We start from the raw sequence: 16,514 nt of genomic DNA, 5'->3' as shown, positions 1-16,514 counted from the left end.
GTGTATTACTACTGCGACGGTCCTGTCGACCGCCACGGTAATTAGCTGTCTGAACTTTCGGAGGTCTCAGCCTGCGGCTTTTCCAGCAGCTCTTTCATGCTCAGGCGAATACGGCCCTGACGGTCGATTTCCATCACCTTCACATCTACGTTCTGACCTTCTTTCAGGTAGTCGGTAACCTTATTCACACGCTCGTGAGCGATCTGTGAAATATGTACCAGACCTTCTTTACCTGGTAACACTTCCACAAAGGCACCAAAGTCAACGATGCGCTTCACGACACCATTGTAGGTCTTACCGACTTCCACATCGGCCGTTAAGCCCTCGATACGGTCAATGGCGATCTGTGCCTTGGCCCGCTCGGTAGCAAAAATCTTAATGGTACCGTCGTCTTCGATCTCGATGTTGGTATCGCTCTCTTCGGTAATCGAGCGGATAGTGGCACCGCCTTTACCAATAACATCACGGATCTTGTCCTGATCGATCTTCAGACTGTAGATACGCGGAGCAAAATCAGACAGCTCTTCACGGTGAGAACCGATCGCTTCGTCCATCACACTCAGAATGTGCAGACGAGCTTCTTTGGCCTGCTTCAGGGCAATCTGCATGATTTCCTGAGTGATACCTTCGATCTTGATATCCATCTGCAAAGCAGTCACACCGTCGCTGGTACCGGCTACTTTAAAGTCCATATCGCCCAGGTGGTCTTCGTCACCCAGAATGTCTGACAATACCACGAAGTTATCATCGCTTTTCACCAAGCCCATGGCAATACCCGCTACGGAAGACTTGATAGGCACACCGGCATCCATCAACGCCAGAGAGGTACCACATACTGAGGCCATAGAAGAAGAGCCATTCGACTCTGTGATTTCGGAAACCACTCGTACCACATAGGGGAATTCTTCTTCCGACGGCATAACCGCCTGAATGCCACGCTTCGCTAAACGACCGTGACCGATTTCACGGCGCTTGGGCGAGCCCATCATGCCGGTTTCACCCACACAATAGGGAGGGAAGTTGTAGTGCAGCATAAAGCGGTTGTTGGTCATGCCGCCCAGTTCATCGATCATCTGAGCGTCACGCTCAGTACCCAGAGTGGCAGCCACTAACGCCTGAGTTTCACCGCGGGTGAACAGCGCTGAGCCATGGGTGCGAGGCAGAATGCCTGTGCCCACATTCAAGGCACGTACCATTTTAGGATCGCGACCATCGATGCGAGGCTCACCTTTCAGAATGCGGCTACGTACCACATCACTTTCCAGCTCGTGCAGCAGGTCGGCAACTTCTTTTGGGTCTTGCTCTTCATCTTCTGCGGTAATTTGCTCAACCACTTTGTCGGTCAAAGCGGTTACCGCATCTTTACGTTCCAGTTTATCGGAAATCTGGTAAGCGGCGGTCATGTCCGCTTCCGCCATCTCTTTGATCTTGGCTTTTAGCTCAGTATTTTCCGCTTCAGGTTGCCAATCCCACTTAGGCGTATTGACCTCGGCGGCGAATTCATTCACTGCACCTACCACGGTTTGCATCTGCTCGTGACCGTACATAACGGCACCCAGCATGGTCTCTTCAGGCAGTACGTCGGCTTCAGATTCCACCATCAGTACGGCACTTTCTGTACCGGCAACCACCAGGTCCAACTCGGACTCTTCCTGCTCGGACACACGAGTGTTCAGGATGTACTGGCCGTCCTTATATCCCACACGGGCAGCACCGATAGGACCGCTGAACGGGATACCGGAAATCGCCAAAGCGGCAGAAGTTCCGATCATGGAAACGATATCAGTCGGGATATCCGGGTTAGCGGAAACAACGGTAATGACGACCTGAACTTCGTTTTTAAAGCCTTCCGGAAATAAGGGGCGGATAGGACGGTCGATCAGACGCGCAATCAGGGTTTCGTGCTCTGCAGGGCGCCCTTCGCGCTTGAAAAAACCGCCAGGGATCTTACCCGCAGCGTAGGTTTTTTCCTGATAGTTCACGGTTAATGGGAAAAAGCTCTGATCGGGCTTGGCTTCTTTCTTACCAACCACGGTTACCAGAACCGAGGTATCATCCATACTGGCCATCACGGCAGCCGTCGCCTGACGGGCAATTACGCCGGTTTCTAAGGTTACTTTATGTTGACCGTATTCAAATGTTTTTGTAATCGGAGTCACTGTTTCTTCCTTTTACGAGTCCTATGGGACTCTTTTACTGTTTACTTTAGGTTTCTTCGCTTTTTAACGCGGCCGATAGTATAGCGGCTCAAAGACGGTAAAAACAGGGCATTTACATGACAAATTTTAGCGACAAAAAACCCGGCTTAAGCCGGGCTTTATAAATGGTGCGGATGGAGAGACTTGAACTCTCACGTGCTTGCGCACACAACGACCTCAACGTTGCCTGTCTACCAATTCCAGCACATCCGCGAATCTGATTATTACTGAGGTACATCCGAGCTGTTGCCGCCTTCCGATGCAGGCACGTCGCTATCGGCAGGCTTAGCTGTACTCTCTTCTGACGCTGGCACCTCCAGGTTCTGCCACTCATCACCTTGCTTGTCTTCTTGCGAGGTCATTGCCCCAAGAATCAAGCTAATACCGAAGAACAACGTGGCCAGAACGGCCGTGGCGCGGGTCAGAAAATTACCGGCCCCCGTTGACCCAAAGACAGTGCCCGAAGATCCCGCGCCGAAAGACGCTCCCATGTCGGCGCCTTTACCGCGCTGAAGCAGTACTAGACCCACCAGGGCAAGAGCCACCAGCAAATAAGCTACCAATAATACTTCGTAAAGCATGCTTTACCTCTATGCGTTTGCCGCTTGGCAAATCGTTAAAAATTCATCCACTTTCAAACTCGCCCCACCAATCAGACCACCGTCCACATCGGGCTGGGCAAACAACTCGGCCGCATTGCTACCTTTAACACTGCCACCGTATAAAATACGTATCTTCGCGGCTGCGGCGGGGTCGACCTCGGCCAGATAACCACGAATAAACCGGTGCACCGCCTGCGCCTGTTCCGGTGTTGCCGTTTGACCGGTACCTATGGCCCAAATGGGCTCGTAAGCGATAACAATCTTGGCGATAGCCTCACCACCAATGCTGTCCACTATTGCTTTCAACTGCTCGGCAATATGACTTTCTACCAGCCCTGCCTGACGAGTCTGCTCAGACTCACCGACACAGACAATGGGTGTTAACCCTTGACTCAGTGCTTGCGCCGCTTTCTCTCCCACCAGCGCATTGCTTTCCTGATGGCCGTCGCGGCGTTCAGAATGACCGACAATGACATAGCGGCAGCCCATCTCATTGAGCATTGCAGCACTCACATCACCGGTGTAAGCGCCACTCTCGCAAGCGCTCACATCTTGCGCTCCCAAGGTCAATGTTCGCTTGGATAAGGCCGCCAGATACGGGAAAGGAGGACACACCACCACTTCAGTCACTTGCAATTCGGCCTGCTCAATGCCATCAGCCAGAGACTCAGCCAATGTCAGGTTACCGTTCATCTTCCAGTTACCAGCGACCAATGGTTGTCTGCTTTGTGTTGTCATAGCGACTCCTTATCCTCCCAAAGGATCATGATATGCACGATGGGAAGCGCGCGAGAGTTTACCCAAGCCTGCGCCAATATACAAGCACGCCACCGTCGTAGAACTACTGTCCGGTTACTTTTCGTACCGCGTCGGCAATATAGCCTGACCAATGCTCGGCGTGATGCACTTCATTGGCTTCCACCATCACCCGGATCAAAGGCTCCGTACCACTCTTACGCAGCAATACACGGCCCGCGTCGCCCAACTCCGACTCGGCGCGACTCACCGCCTGTTGAACCCCCTCGGCTTCAAGGGGCTTTTGCCCGGACTGGAATCGAACATTGATCAGCTTTTGTGGCAGCTTTTCCATTCCCTGACGCAGTTCGTATAAGCTGAGTCCAGAATGCAACATGGACGCCAATACCTGCAAGCCCGCCACTATACCATCGCCGGTGGACGCCATATTAAGATTCAGAACATGGCCGGAATTCTCTCCCCCGATCTTCCAGCCTCGCTGATGAAGCAGTTCCATGACGTAACGATCGCCGACCTTGCTACGCTCAAAAGGAATCGATAACTTGGCCAGTGCCTGCTCCAGACCCAGGTTGCTCATCAGGGTACCGACAACGCCACCCTGCATATTGCCAAATTTAAGCGCATCCCGGGCAATGATATAGACAATTTCATCGCCATCGACAATGTGGCCTTTGTGGTCCACCAACATGATACGGTCACCATCGCCATCCAATGCGAAGCCCAGGTCGGCTTTTTCTTCAAGCACTTTGGCACGCACGGCATCCAGCGAGGTAGCACCGACGTTGTCATTGATGTTCAGCCCATCCGGATTCACGCCCAGAGTGAGCACCTCAGCACCCAACTCGCGGAGCACATTGGGGGCAATATGGTAGGTCGCGCCATGGGCACAATCTACCACGATCTTAAGACCTTCCAGTGACAACTCTGAGGGGAAAGTGCCTTTACAAAACTCGATATAACGACCAGCGGCATCGTCAATCCGGGTTGCTTTACCCAGTTTATCGGATGCGACGCACTGCATAGGCTGTTCCATTTGCCGTTCTATTGCCAGCTCAAGATCGTCGTCCAACTTGAAGCCATCCGATGAGAAGAACTTAATGCCGTTGTCATAGTAAGGGTTATGAGAGGCACTGATCACAATTCCCGCCTCTGAACGGAAGGTTTTAGTCAGGTAGGCTATGGCGGGCGTTGGCATAGGTCCCAACAAACCAATATTGATGCCGGCAGCGGAGAGGCCGGATTCCAACGCCGATTCCAGCATGTACCCTGAGATGCGAGTGTCTTTACCAATAAGCACTTTATTGGTTCCGCGTCCGGCAAGAATACGACCCGCGGCCCAACCCAGCTTAGTTACAAACTCGGGGTTGATGGCACTTTCACCCACTTTACCCCGAATACCATCAGTGCCGAAATATTTACGCTGACTCAATGTAAGATCCTCTTAAAAACTCAATCATCCAACTGGCTTGGGTCAAGCGCTACCCAGGCCACTCGAAGCGCCTGAGCCGTCGGCGCCACATCGTGCACTCTGAGAATTCGTGCACCATTGATCATCGCCATCACGGCCGCCGACAGACTGGCAGCCTGGGTTTCACCGGCAGAAAGCTGGAGTAACTTACCCAGCATAGACTTGCGGGACAGTCCTGCAAGAATGGGCAGTTCTAACGCCTTTAACTGTGCCAATTGATGGAGTAGCTGATAATTATGTTGCAGCGTTTTACCGAAACCGAATCCCGGATCCAGAACCAAACGGCGTCTGTCGATACCGGCTTCTTCACAAGCTTGAATACGCTGCTTTAGAAAAACGCTGACCTGCTCAACCACATCATCGTATTGTGGTTTCTGCTGCATGGTTTTCGGCTGGCCTTGCATGTGCATCAAACACACCGCTACGTCGGTTTTTGCCGCCGCTTGCAACGCCCCTGGCACCTGCAAGGCACGCACATCGTTGATGAGCCCGGCACCGGCCTGTACGGCTTGTGTCATCACCTCAGGTTTACTGGTATCCACCGAGATAATCGTATCGAATCGCTCACGGATGGCTTCGATCACCGGAATGACCCGATCCAATTCTTCCTGCACTCCAACTTCCTGTGCGCCGGGGCGAGTAGACTCTCCGCCCACATCGATCATGTCAGCTCCTTCCGACAACATTTTATCCGCATGGCGAATCGCCTGCTCCAGCGAGTTGAACTGACCACCGTCAGAAAATGAGTCAGGAGTAACATTTAAAATGCCCATAACCCGGGGCAGGTCGAGGCTGAGTGCTTTCTGTCCAAATTGCATGATGATTATTATTGGAAATGGGAAGGGGCACTGTGCGCACCCCTTGATATTAGATGAAATTAACTTGGCAGATCGCCGGGCTTACCAACATCCGAACGACCTTTATCCTCGTCGCTGCTCTTGTCGTCTTTAGTCTCGTCATCGGCTTTATTGCCGTCACCGGTTGGTGCACTGCCTGTCGGACGGTCATTATCATTATCCCAATCCTGAGGAGGACGAACGTCACGACGAGCCATCAGATCGTCGATCTGCTTGGCGTCGATGGTTTCATACTTCATCAACGCATCTTTCATGGCATGGAGAATGTCCATATTTTCATTCAAGATCTTATAGGCCCGCTCATAATTACTGTCGATCACTGCCTTAATTTCCGCGTCAATGGCACGGGCCGTGTCATCAGACATGTGCGAGGCCTTGGACATACTCTTACCCAAGAACACCTCACCTTCTTCCTCGGCGTACAGCATCGGTCCCATTTTATTGGACAATCCCCATTGGGTGACCATCTTGCGAGCCAGGTCTGTGGCCTTCTCAATGTCATTGGAAGCACCGGTGGTAACCTTATCATCGCCATAGATGACCTGCTCTGCGATCCGACCGCCATACAAGCTCGAAATCATGCTTTCAATATGCTGTTTGGTGTAGCTGAATCTGTCTTGTTCAGGCAGATACATGGTCACACCCAATGCACGGCCACGGGGGATAATCGACACCTTATAGACAGGGTCATGCTCCGGTACCAATCGTCCGACGATCGCATGGCCCGCTTCGTGATAGGCGGTCATTTCCTTCTCGTCCTCGGTCATTACCATGGACTTGCGCTCGGCGCCCATCATGATCTTGTCCTTGGCCCGATCAAACTCTTCCATCGCGACCAGTCGCTTGTTAGCTCGAGCGGCAAATAGAGCGGCTTCATTCACTAGGTTAGCTAAATCGGCACCGGAGAAGCCTGGCGTGCCCCGCGCAACGACGCTGGCATCCACATTATCGGCAACAGGGATCTTGCGCATGTGAACTTTGAGGATCTGTTCTCGCCCACGGATATCGGGCAGCGCCACAACAACCTGACGGTCAAAACGACCGGGGCGCAACAGCGCCGGATCCAACACATCCGGACGGTTCGTAGCGGCGATAACGATAATCCCCTCGTGACCTTCGAAGCCGTCCATCTCAACCAACATCTGGTTCAGAGTTTGCTCACGCTCGTCGTGACCGCCACCTAAGCCCGCGCCACGCTGACGACCGACCGCATCGATCTCATCAATAAAGATGATACAGGGAGCCGACTTCTTGGCTTGTTCAAACATGTCCCGCACCCGGGAGGCACCGACACCCACGAACATCTCCACAAAATCGGAGCCGGAAATGGTGAAAAACGGTACCTTCGCTTCACCAGCGATAGCTTTCGCCAGCAGGGTCTTACCGGTGCCCGGCGGCCCTACCATCAATACACCTTTAGGTATCTTGCCGCCCAGTTTCTGGAACTTGGAGGGGTCTTTCAAAAAGTCCACCAGCTCAACAACTTCTTCCTTGGCTTCGTCACAACCGGCTACGTCGGCGAAGGTGGTCTTCACCTGGTCTTCACCCAGCAAACGCGCCTTGCTCTTACCAAAGGACATAGCACCACGGCCACCGCCGCCCTGCATCTGACGCATAAAGAAGATCCACACGGCGATCAACAGCAGCATCGGGAACCAGGAGATAAATATATTGGCCAGCATCGAGGGTTGCTCTGGAGGCTCGCCGTACACCCGCACGTCGTTTTTCAACAGATCATTGAGTAGATGCTCGTCGTACGACGTGGGTAGGAAGGTCTTAAAGTTCTCCCCACTGCGTTTCACGCCCTTAATCTCACGGCCATCGATACGCACCTCGCGCACCATGCCCTGATTCACATCATCAATAAATTGAGTGTAGGAATATTGTCTTCCGGGGGATTCACCCGGTGTAAAGCTTTGGAACACCGTCATTAATACAACGGCGATCACCAGCCACAGAATTAGATTTTTTGCCATGTCGCTCAACGCTGTAACCTCGTTTATTACAAATTCATTTTGGCAGGGCCAAGCCTACTACAGTTTATAGCCTGTCGCTACCAGATAAACCTCTCGGGAACAGGCCCGGGAAGAATCGAGTTTACGGGTCTTTACCGCCCGAAATGCCTGTTTTACTGCTTTGAAAAAGTCGTGAATGCCCGCACCCTGAAATACTTTGACCGCAAAACTGCCATTGGGTTTTAGCACCTGATGGCACATATCCAACGCCAGCTCCACCAGCTTGATCAACCGAGTCATTGCCACTCATGCTGGGAGCCATATCGGACAACACTGTCTCTATTGTTTTACTCCCAATGCGCGCCAGCAACGCCTCGTCCCGAAAGCTCACGCCTAACGAGGGTCCCATGGGCAAGATATCGCAGGCGATGACCTGGCCCCTGTCCCCCACCAGACCGGCAGTTACTTGCGACTAACCACTGAATGCCGCCCTCAAATCTACGACGGTCATCCCCAGTTTGATCAGTTTGTCTTTGTCCCGAATCTGTTCCAGCTCGAATACGACCCAGGACCGCCAGCCTTGTTTTTGCACTTTTTTGAACATACTGCTCATCGAAGTGCTCTTTCAGGCAACGCTGACTTCTGGCAGAACCGTGTTTTTTGACCGTAAGTCGTATTTGTAGTTGGGAATAAGGGGTTAATGGCGTTAAAATAGAGGTTTTCAACCTCGCAATAGTAATAAATGTATCACTAATGAAGCTTTCCACGAAACAAAAGCAGTACTTAAAAGGCCTGGCTCACTCCCTAAAGCCTGTTGTGCAACTGGGGAATAACGGTCTCACAGAGGGTGTCGTCGCTGAGATTGATCAAGCTCTTAGCCACCATGAACTGATTAAGGTTAAGATTCCTACCGAAGACAAACAAGAAAAGCAATTAATTGCCGACGCCATTGTGCGCGAAACGCAAGGGGTGAATGTGCAGATAATTGGGCACACTTTGGTTTTATATCGTCCAGCTAAAGAACCCAACATTCGTTTACCTAAAAAATGAAACCAAAGGGCTGGACCTGTTTTCAGTCCGTTGGTTTTCGAAAATAATTTAATCGCACAAAAACATCACTTTCGTCTCCTTTCTTGTTGAAATATCAGACAACTAGTTATATTTTATCTCTATTAATTTTTAATAGAAAAATAAACCTAAGGTGACTCATGACTGAATTTCTTAAGATCTTAACTCACGGACGCCGTTTGCAAGGAGCGGTAAAAGAGCTGTCAGTAGAAGAGTTACAGGAAGTAGCCGAAAAGTTAGATAATGTAATTACAAAGCGTAAAGAACAGGAAGCGGTTCAACGAGCCGAGGAAGAAAAGAAAAGACAACTTAAGGAAGCCCTGTTAAAACAAATGCAGGAAGCGGGCATCGATCCTGAAGAATTAGCCGGAGCGGCCAAATCAGGGAAAAGTAAAGGTAAAGGTCAAAAACGGCCCATTAAATACCGTTATACGGATCCTCAGGGTCAGGAACATACCTGGACCGGTATCGGCCGCACACCGAAAGTGTTTGCCGAACTAAAAGGCAAAGGCCAATTAGAGCAATATCGGGTGTAATCGATCTTTAAAAAAACCGGCTGCGGCCGGTTTTTTTATGCCTCCTATATTTCCTTCCCCGACTTAATACAGTGAGTATCACCTGCATACCTATCTCTGGTCGACGCCAGCGAGCAATTGGCTAAGCTTAGAGTGTCCTTTGCTGATGGAGTCATCATGGCAAACCTCGATACGGCCATTCAACAAATAGAACGACAAATTCTGGGTAAGAGTGAAGCCATCCACCTGGCGGTATGTTGCATGGTAGCCGGAGGACACTTATTGATCGAAGACTTACCCGGCATGGGAAAGACAACTCTGTCGCACGCCCTCGCCAATACCTTCGGCCTGTCGTTTTCCAGAGTCCAGTTTACCTCGGACATACTGCCCGCCGACGTGCTTGGATTTTCAACCTTTGACCCTCAGCAACAAGACTTTAGTTTCCACCCTGGGCCTGTATTCAGTCAGTTGGTGTTGGCCGACGAGATAAACCGCGCCAGCCCCAAAAGCCAAAGCGCCCTTTTAGAAGCAATGGAAGAGCATCAAGTGTCTATTGATGGTAATACCTATCCACTTCCATCGCCCTTTTTTGTTATCGCCACGCAAAACCCGCTTCACCACACAGGCACCTACCCACTGCCCGAGTCTCAACTGGACCGCTTTTTGATGCGCCTTCAGATCGGCTACCCACAGGCTGATGCTGAGAAGGCCATGCTCAGACAATCCCACCAGCCTCAGAATCGTCATCAGCCCCTGTTAACACCAGAAAAGCTCAGTCAGTACAGCGAACAGAGTCGCCAAATCCATGCGTCCGATGCGTTATTGGATTATATCCTTCGCCTGGTTAACTTCAGTCGTCAGTCGGGTCAGTTCCCCAACGCTTTGTCCCCACGCGCGAGCAAGGCCTTACTCGGTGCAGCTCGGGCCTGGGCTTTGATTCAGGGCCGGGATCATGTGTTACCGGAAGACGTACAGCAGGTCTTGCCTTCAGTCTGTGAGCACCGCCTCAGGGACAGTCAGACTTCGCATTATCAGGAGAAGGCACTCAGCATGACTTTGCTGGAACACATCGATCCGCTTGCCGCCTGATCATGCTTAGATCCTTCTGGCAGCAATGGCAGCATCGTTGGCTGGATAAACGCATTCCCGGCCATAACATTCATACCCTGAATATGAGTAATATTTTTATTTTTCCATCCAGGTTTGGTCTGGGATTTTTGCTTCTGTGTGCACTCCTGTTTTTATTGGGGACGAATTACCAAAATAACCTGATCTTACTGATGAGTTACTTCCTGATCAGCTTGATGCTGGTATCTATGTTTGTCAGTTACAACAACTTCTCTGGATTACAATTCAGTCTGAAGGTGCCGGATCATTGTTTTGCCGGTGAACAAGTACAAGTCACACTGAATCGCTGTGATGATCGCCCTGATAAATCTGGTCGCCTGGTCGCACACTGGATGGGCGGTTCTCCATTTCAGTCCACAAATATGGAAAATCGCGCCTCTTTAACACTCGCCTATGAGACACAACGACGAGGGCAACTTTTATTACCCAGAATAACCTTGTTCAGCCTATATCCACTGGGACTGTTTCGCTGCTGGAGCCATCTTAAATTTCCTGGTCACACCATGGTATACCCGCAAATTGGCCATCAATTTGTAGGAGAGGAGCAACCATCAGACAATACAGCCAGTGGCGCGCATGAAGGCTCCACGGGTCATGAAGACTTTCAGAGCCTGCAGCCCTACCGCCCCGGAGATCCCTTACACCAAATCGCCTGGAAGCAGGTGGCCAAAGGCCATGAACTGATGCGCAAAAGCTTTAGTGACCCAAGAGGTCAGGTGACGTGGTTACAGCTACGTCCAGGCTCTCCCGATACTCTTGAGCAACGCTTGTCCGATCTCTGCTATAGCGCCCTCAGCCTGGACCGGCACAACCAACGCTTCGGCTTACGCCTTGGCAAGCAGGCCATAGCACCGGACTCGGGTCCCCGACACCTGCATCACTGCCTCACATTATTGGCGCTGTATGGGCAACACACAGCTCAATAATCCGGCTCACTTGGGGCTGGCCCTGATTCTTTTGGGCACCGCGCTCGGTCTCTACCAACCGCTGTATTTCTGGGTCCAGCTGCTGGTTGTCTGTGCCGTCGTCATCCAGCTGAGTCTTTACCTACGCTGGCAAAAACGTGCGCCTGAAAAGCGCACCGTCAGCTTACTGGCCCTACTGAGTCTGATTGTATTGGCCTACAGCAGTTTGTCGGGAGGACTGCTGCAGGCCATGATCAACCTGCTGATGCTAGGCAGTACCCTGAAGTTACTAAACCTGAACCGTGACAGAGATGTCTACCAGCTGGCATTGAGTAATCTGTTTATGCTGGCCACTCTACTGGTGTTTCACCAAGATCTGATGGTAGCTATTTATACCGCACTCTTGCTTATAGCCACATGTTTCAGCCTAATGCTCTACGCCTGTCCGGCCAGTGACTTACGCCGTCTGGCACGCTTACTCGGCATTCTTACACTGCAGGCCCTGCCTATCATGGTACTGCTTTTTATCGCCTTACCTCAGTTAGGACCTCTGTGGAAAATGCCTGCCGCTCGCAGCAGCCAGGTCGGTCTTAGCGATAGCCTGTCCCCCGGAGATATCGCCCACCTGGCCCAATCTGGTCAACTTGTCTTTCGCGCCGAGTTCAAAGGGCCCCTTCCTGATTATTCCCAGCGCTATTGGCGGGCCTTAACCCTGGAACACTTCGATGGCCACCGCTGGCAAGTCTCTCCGGCGCGGACAGCCTCGGTCACTCCAACTTCTGAAGATCACAAGCCCTCTGTAAGCAGCACGGCGTTGCCCTATGAGGTCATCGCCGAAGCGACTCAACAACCCTGGCTATACAGTCTGAGGGTATCCCAAAGCACTACGATGGGTGTTTGGCACAGCAAAGATTACCAACTGCGCCGTCGTCAGCCCTTGCAGAGCTCGTTCCGGTATCAGGCTCTATGGGATAACAGAGTTCCCAAGAGTTTTAATCCCGACCAGGAGCGACGAATTAATTTACAAAAGCCTGACCGGGGCAATCCAAAGCTGCGTCGCTGGGGCAACGAACTGCGCCAGAAACACCCTTCAAATGCTGATTACATTAGGGCACTGTTAAATCACCTGCGTCAGCAGCCATTTCGCTACACGCTTAGGCCGCCACCCATGCCGGTCGATGCCATGGATCGATTCTGGTTTGAACACCAGGCGGGCTTTTGCGCCCATTACGCCAGCGCCCTGACCTACCTACTAAGGCTCGGCGATATTCCGGCTCGTGTCGTCACCGGCTACCTGGGCGGTGAAGTGGACGACGACGGCTATATCAGCGTTCATCAGTTTGATGCTCACGCCTGGGTCGAATGGCTGTCCGATGACGGCTGGCAGCGGCTGGACCCTACTGCTATCGCCGCTCCGTTAAGACTGGACTTTGGTCTGGAGCAGGCTGTGGCTCAGGAGCAAAGCTTTCTTAGTGAGGCCCCTTTGTCGCTGTATAAGCTCAAATCTGTCCCCTTACTGAATCAACTACGATTGTTGCTCAGCGATCTGGACTATCAATGGAGTCGCTGGGTGCTCGGCTTTAACCGCCAGCGTCAGCGGGATTTGCTGCAACAGCTCTTGGGTGAACTGACTCTGACCCGCCTTAGCCTGTTCGGCCTGTCGGTCATAACCGGTATCGGTCTGTTACTGGCTATCTACCAATGGCAGGGACGGCGCCAGAAAGGTAAAGAGCCCTCAGAGGCACACTATTATCACCGGGCTGTCAGCCTATTGGGTCAATCAGGTCTTAACCGGCCAGAAGCCGCTGGACCATTGGCCTATCAAGATTACCTTGATGGCCGGTTAGCGCCCGGAGCACTGCGGACCTTTCGGCTGCTCAGCAGGCTTTACTGTCGCTGCCAATACCAGAACCGCTACCGTCATCCGCGCTGGGCCAAAAAGCTCTACCGACGCTTTCAGCGGGAACTCAAATGACAGGTCACCTCTTCCCGGTCATGGTATAAGTGCTTAATGCTAAGCCGGTATTCATGGCCGGCCAGGATCTCGGCAATGAGCTCGCGTGCCTCTGTGACCGACTCGTAGCGCTTTTTCATTGGCAACTTCAGGTTAAAGATGGCCTCCTGACACCAGCGGCGCTCAAGCCACTGAGCCATCAGGCGCGCCACACGCAGTGGGCTTTCCACCATGTCACACACCAACCAGTTCACCGGCTTTTTGCGTGGCTCGTATTTGAAACCATCGGCAGAGTAATGCTGCACTAAGCCTGTTTCCATCAAGCTATCGGCCATGGCGCCATTATCCACCGCCTGGACAAAAATACCTCGACGCACCAGTTGATACGTCCATCCCCCCGGGCAGGCACCCAGATCCACCCCATGCATGCCCGGTTGCAGGCGCTGATCGCGTTCAGCACTGGTTAAAAACAGCTGCAGAGCTTCATCCAGTTTCAACGTAGAGCGACTGGGGGCTTCCGACGGTGACTTCAGTCGTAAAATGCCCAGTGGCTCGGGTGAAATATTCTCCGGCAAACCAACCCCCAGATGGACCTGACGGCTGTGAGTAAAAAAGGCAAAGAGTACCGGCTTGCTGGCCTGTTCCTTTTTAGTTAACACACCTTTGCCCCTCAAGGCTTGGCGCAGCGGCACGGTGAACTTACGACAGAAACGGGATAATTCACGGCCTTCAGTAGTGTCCGGATATTCCACTCGCAGCTCCCCACATACCGGTAGCCCTTCGCAGGCCGCCAGAATAGGACTGATACGATCACTCACATCCAGTTCATCCAGTGTCTGCCAGTGCACCCACAACTGACGGGCAAATACGAGCCGATGTACCGATAACGACTGGAGCTGGCTCTGCATGGAACTGTTATCCACTGCCTGATAATGCACTAACCCACCGTCTTTTTGGGTCTGGGCATAGCCCAGCACACCGGCAGCGCTGGCCTCCTGTTGAAGCTCCTTGACCAGTTCACCTTCAAAGCCAGCGCGGCAATAGGCCATGTACCCCGACATCAGCTCATCGCCTCTTTCACGGCCGTAACCATCAGCAGAAGCCAGCCGGTAATCAACAAGATTCCGCCAACCGGCGTAACCGGCCCGAGCCACTTCATGCCGGTCAGAGACAGTAAGTACAGACTGCCACTAAACAGCAACACACCAGCCACCATGGTCCAACCGCTGTAGATCAGCAATTCACTGGGCTGAAAGCGATACAGTAACACTAACGCCAGTAGTGCCAGAGCGTGATAAAACTGATATTGAACTCCGGTTTCAAACGCACTTAACAGAGACTCGGTCAAACGTCCCTTCAGGCCATGGGCTCCAAAGGCCCCGAGAACGACGCCGCTTAAGCCAAAAAACGCGGCCATAACCAGTAACCACTTCATGATTCATTTCCTAACTGTTGGTTAATAAAACCGCTGATACAATCGGCCGCAGACGCCATATGGGTGTCGTAATCATAACCAGAGCGCTTACGGGGTTTGAGACTGTGATCACCATCGGCCAGAAAACTCAGGGTGAGGTGAGCTTCAAGCTCAATATTTTGCCAGTCTTCCCGATTTCCAAAGGTATCGCGCTCGCCCTGCACGATCAGCACGGGCTTGTCAGCCTGCTGCAGAGGCTCCAAACGCAGTTTTTCCGGCTTACCCGGTGGATGCAGAGGGTAACCCAGTGCAATCGCTCCTCTGACTGGCGATAAATGGCAAATACTCAGCGCCACCCTTGCGCCCATGGACTTGCCGCCGACAAATAGTGGCAACTCGCCACCAGCCCCACTGACTTGCTGCTCGAACGCCTCGATAAGTTTCGGCATGGGATTGGGCGGGCGCTTTTTGTTCTCTTCAAGCGCTTTTTGCATGTAAGGAAAATTAAACCGCTGCACCTCAATGCCGCGTTCTTTCAATAAGTCGTCCATCTGGCGCATAAAATCCGACTCCATACCAGCCCCGGCACCGTGGGCCAAAATCAGTTTTGCCTTAATGCTCAAAATCTTCATCCTCTTGCTCGGCTTTTACCTCTGCCAATACCCAGTCACGGAAAGTGGCGATCTTACCTAATTCTGCCTGAGATTCATTACACACCAGATAATAGGCACTTTTAGTGATTAATTTTTCCTCAAAGGGACACACTAACCGTCCGGCCTGTATGTCTGGCCGCGCCAGCACACTGTGCCCCAACGCGATACCCTGACCGATAGCCGCCGCCTGTTGCACTAACATGGAATGACTGAAGATAGGCCCCTGACTTACATTCATGCCCAGTACGTTAAAGTGTTTGATCCAGCGCTGCCAGGCTTCCCGGGAAGAATCGTGCAACAGGGTATGGTATTTGAGGTCATCCAGTGTTTCCAGCGGCTTACCCGATTGAAACAGCAGCGGCGAACACATCGGGGTCAGATATTCGGTATGCAGTTTATCGGCATGCAACCCGGACCACTTGCCGCGCCCATAATAGACTGCCACATCCACATCATCCGTCAGATGGCCTTCATCGAAATCCACCGCCTTAATACGCACATCAATATCCGGATACTGCTGGGTGAATTTATGAATTCTGGGCACCAGCCATTGGGTGGCAAAGCTTGGCGGCAATGCCACAGTGATCGCCCCCGTAGCTCCTCGAGCCAGAAGCTTTTGCGTTGCATCCTGTAAGGCAATGAAAATATCTTTAATGGCCAGATAGTACGCCTGCCCTTCCTCGGTCAACAGCAAGGTGCGGTTCTTGCGGAGAAATAGTTTAAAGCCGAGAAATTCTTCTAATGCCTTAATCTGATGGCTGACTGCGGCCTGGGTCACAAATAGCTCATCAGCGGCTCGGGTAAAGCTCAGGTGACGCGCTGCGGCTTCAAAGGATTTAAGCGCGTTTAAGGGCGGTAATCTTCGTGACATTAAAATGACCATTTAATAAGTTTTTCTAATGGCAAATATTATATTTTATCAATTTAACCTTGTCACTCATTCGTATATATTTTCACCGTCTTATAAAAAACTCATTTATTTTTATAAAGTTACAAACTTGTTAAATTGAGTTAAGACACAAAAACACACAACTTTTACAT

The 16,514-nt window shown here is 51.8% G+C and carries 15 protein-coding genes, 1 tRNA gene and 1 pseudogene; 5 read left to right on the top strand and 12 right to left on the bottom strand.

The genetic code is table 11. The annotated features are described in order from the left end of the window. Positions 1-41: 41 nt before the first annotated feature. From pnp to HMF8227_RS05120, 8 genes and pseudogenes are all read right to left on the bottom strand, one after another. A complete protein-coding gene (pnp, locus tag HMF8227_RS05155; RefSeq protein WP_109339159.1) occupies positions 42-2,159 on the bottom strand; it encodes a polyribonucleotide nucleotidyltransferase in 2,118 nt (705 codons plus the stop codon). A gap of 165 nt (positions 2,160-2,324) precedes the next feature. Beyond that, positions 2,325-2,411: transfer RNA gene (locus HMF8227_RS05150), tRNA-Leu, on the bottom strand. Between the two features lie 11 nt (positions 2,412-2,422). After that, entirely contained in the window at positions 2,423-2,779 is a 357-nt protein-coding gene (gene secG, locus HMF8227_RS05145; RefSeq protein ID WP_109339158.1) for a preprotein translocase subunit SecG, read from the bottom strand. A 9-nt stretch (positions 2,780-2,788) separates the two neighbouring features. Then, positions 2,789-3,538 (bottom strand): triose-phosphate isomerase, encoded by a 750-nt coding sequence (gene tpiA / locus HMF8227_RS05140; RefSeq protein WP_109339157.1) that lies wholly within the window; start codon positions 3,536-3,538, stop codon positions 2,789-2,791. A 103-nt stretch (positions 3,539-3,641) separates the two neighbouring features. Beyond that, positions 3,642-4,985, bottom strand: coding sequence for a phosphoglucosamine mutase (gene glmM / locus HMF8227_RS05135; RefSeq protein ID WP_109339156.1), 1,344 nt, complete (start codon positions 4,983-4,985; stop codon positions 3,642-3,644). 20 nt (positions 4,986-5,005) lie between these two features. Then, a complete protein-coding gene (folP, locus tag HMF8227_RS05130) occupies positions 5,006-5,842 on the bottom strand; it encodes a dihydropteroate synthase (RefSeq protein ID WP_109339155.1) in 837 nt (278 codons plus the stop codon). Between the two features lie 59 nt (positions 5,843-5,901). Continuing rightward, a complete protein-coding gene (ftsH, locus tag HMF8227_RS05125; RefSeq protein WP_109339154.1) occupies positions 5,902-7,866 on the bottom strand; it encodes an ATP-dependent zinc metalloprotease FtsH in 1,965 nt (654 codons plus the stop codon). A 48-nt stretch (positions 7,867-7,914) separates the two neighbouring features. Further along, positions 7,915-8,513 (bottom strand): annotated as a pseudogene (locus HMF8227_RS05120) (SAM-dependent methyltransferase). 76 nt (positions 8,514-8,589) lie between these two features. Between HMF8227_RS05120 and yhbY the strand changes: the two are divergent. The 5 genes from yhbY (at position 8,590) to HMF8227_RS05095 (ending at position 13,427) form a co-directional block, all read left to right on the top strand. Further along, entirely contained in the window at positions 8,590-8,886 is a 297-nt protein-coding gene (gene yhbY, locus HMF8227_RS05115) for a ribosome assembly RNA-binding protein YhbY (protein ID WP_109339153.1), read from the top strand. Positions 8,887-9,044: 158 nt separating this feature from the next. After that, on the top strand, positions 9,045-9,440 hold the full coding sequence (locus tag HMF8227_RS05110) for an H-NS histone family protein (RefSeq protein WP_109339152.1): 396 nt from the start codon (positions 9,045-9,047) through the stop codon (positions 9,438-9,440). A 156-nt stretch (positions 9,441-9,596) separates the two neighbouring features. After that, positions 9,597-10,508 (top strand): AAA family ATPase, encoded by a 912-nt coding sequence (locus tag HMF8227_RS05105; protein ID WP_109339151.1) that lies wholly within the window; start codon positions 9,597-9,599, stop codon positions 10,506-10,508. A gap of 2 nt (positions 10,509-10,510) precedes the next feature. Next, a complete protein-coding gene (locus HMF8227_RS05100) occupies positions 10,511-11,473 on the top strand; it encodes a DUF58 domain-containing protein (RefSeq protein WP_109339150.1) in 963 nt (320 codons plus the stop codon). Continuing rightward, on the top strand, positions 11,451-13,427 hold the full coding sequence (locus tag HMF8227_RS05095) for a transglutaminase TgpA family protein (RefSeq protein WP_109339149.1): 1,977 nt from the start codon (positions 11,451-11,453) through the stop codon (positions 13,425-13,427). The genes HMF8227_RS05100 and HMF8227_RS05095 overlap by 23 nt, the downstream gene beginning before the upstream one ends. Here the strand turns inward: HMF8227_RS05095 and rlmM are convergent. From rlmM to HMF8227_RS05075, 4 genes are read right to left on the bottom strand one after another with little or no spacing between them, the layout of a single operon-like run. Further along, entirely contained in the window at positions 13,409-14,467 is a 1,059-nt protein-coding gene (gene rlmM, locus HMF8227_RS05090) for a 23S rRNA (cytidine(2498)-2'-O)-methyltransferase RlmM (protein WP_109339148.1), read from the bottom strand. The two genes, HMF8227_RS05095 and rlmM, sit on opposite strands and share 19 nt — an antisense overlap. Then, entirely contained in the window at positions 14,467-14,841 is a 375-nt protein-coding gene (locus tag HMF8227_RS05085) for a DUF423 domain-containing protein (protein WP_109339147.1), read from the bottom strand. The genes rlmM and HMF8227_RS05085 overlap by 1 nt, the downstream gene beginning before the upstream one ends. Then, on the bottom strand, positions 14,838-15,443 hold the full coding sequence (locus HMF8227_RS05080; protein ID WP_420820519.1) for an alpha/beta family hydrolase: 606 nt from the start codon (positions 15,441-15,443) through the stop codon (positions 14,838-14,840). Before HMF8227_RS05080 ends, HMF8227_RS05085 begins: the two co-directional genes overlap by 4 nt. Beyond that, the gene (locus tag HMF8227_RS05075; RefSeq protein ID WP_109341018.1) at positions 15,433-16,344 is read right to left on the bottom strand and encodes a transcriptional regulator GcvA; all 912 of its coding nucleotides are present in this window, start codon (positions 16,342-16,344) and stop codon (positions 15,433-15,435) included. The genes HMF8227_RS05080 and HMF8227_RS05075 overlap by 11 nt, the downstream gene beginning before the upstream one ends. Positions 16,345-16,514: the final 170 nt, after the last annotated feature.

It is taken from the genome of Saliniradius amylolyticus (genome assembly GCF_003143555.1).
GTDB classification, from domain to species: Bacteria; Pseudomonadota; Gammaproteobacteria; order Enterobacterales; family Alteromonadaceae; genus Saliniradius; species Saliniradius amylolyticus.
Note: the sequence above shows the minus strand (reverse complement) of the source record. Positions and strands in the feature narration are given on the sequence as shown.

Excerpts from the sequence above, each read along its gene's own strand:
- secG (WP_109339158.1), bottom strand. The coding sequence starts at position 2,779 with ATGCTTTACGAAGTATTATTGGTAGCTTATTTGCTGGTGGCTCTTGCC.
- tpiA (WP_109339157.1), bottom strand. The coding sequence starts at position 3,538 with ATGACAACACAAAGCAGACAACCATTGGTCGCTGGTAACTGGAAGATG.
- folP (WP_109339155.1), bottom strand. The coding sequence starts at position 5,842 with ATGCAATTTGGACAGAAAGCACTCAGCCTCGACCTGCCCCGGGTTATG.
- yhbY (WP_109339153.1), top strand. The coding sequence starts at position 8,590 with ATGAAGCTTTCCACGAAACAAAAGCAGTACTTAAAAGGCCTGGCTCAC.
- HMF8227_RS05110 (WP_109339152.1), top strand. The coding sequence starts at position 9,045 with ATGACTGAATTTCTTAAGATCTTAACTCACGGACGCCGTTTGCAAGGA.
- HMF8227_RS05105 (WP_109339151.1), top strand. The coding sequence starts at position 9,597 with ATGGCAAACCTCGATACGGCCATTCAACAAATAGAACGACAAATTCTG.
- HMF8227_RS05100 (WP_109339150.1), top strand. The coding sequence starts at position 10,511 with ATGCTTAGATCCTTCTGGCAGCAATGGCAGCATCGTTGGCTGGATAAA.
- HMF8227_RS05095 (WP_109339149.1), top strand. The coding sequence starts at position 11,451 with ATGGGCAACACACAGCTCAATAATCCGGCTCACTTGGGGCTGGCCCTG.
- rlmM (WP_109339148.1), bottom strand. The coding sequence starts at position 14,467 with ATGTCGGGGTACATGGCCTATTGCCGCGCTGGCTTTGAAGGTGAACTG.
- HMF8227_RS05085 (WP_109339147.1), bottom strand. The coding sequence starts at position 14,841 with ATGAAGTGGTTACTGGTTATGGCCGCGTTTTTTGGCTTAAGCGGCGTC.
- HMF8227_RS05075 (WP_109341018.1), bottom strand. The coding sequence starts at position 16,344 with ATGTCACGAAGATTACCGCCCTTAAACGCGCTTAAATCCTTTGAAGCC.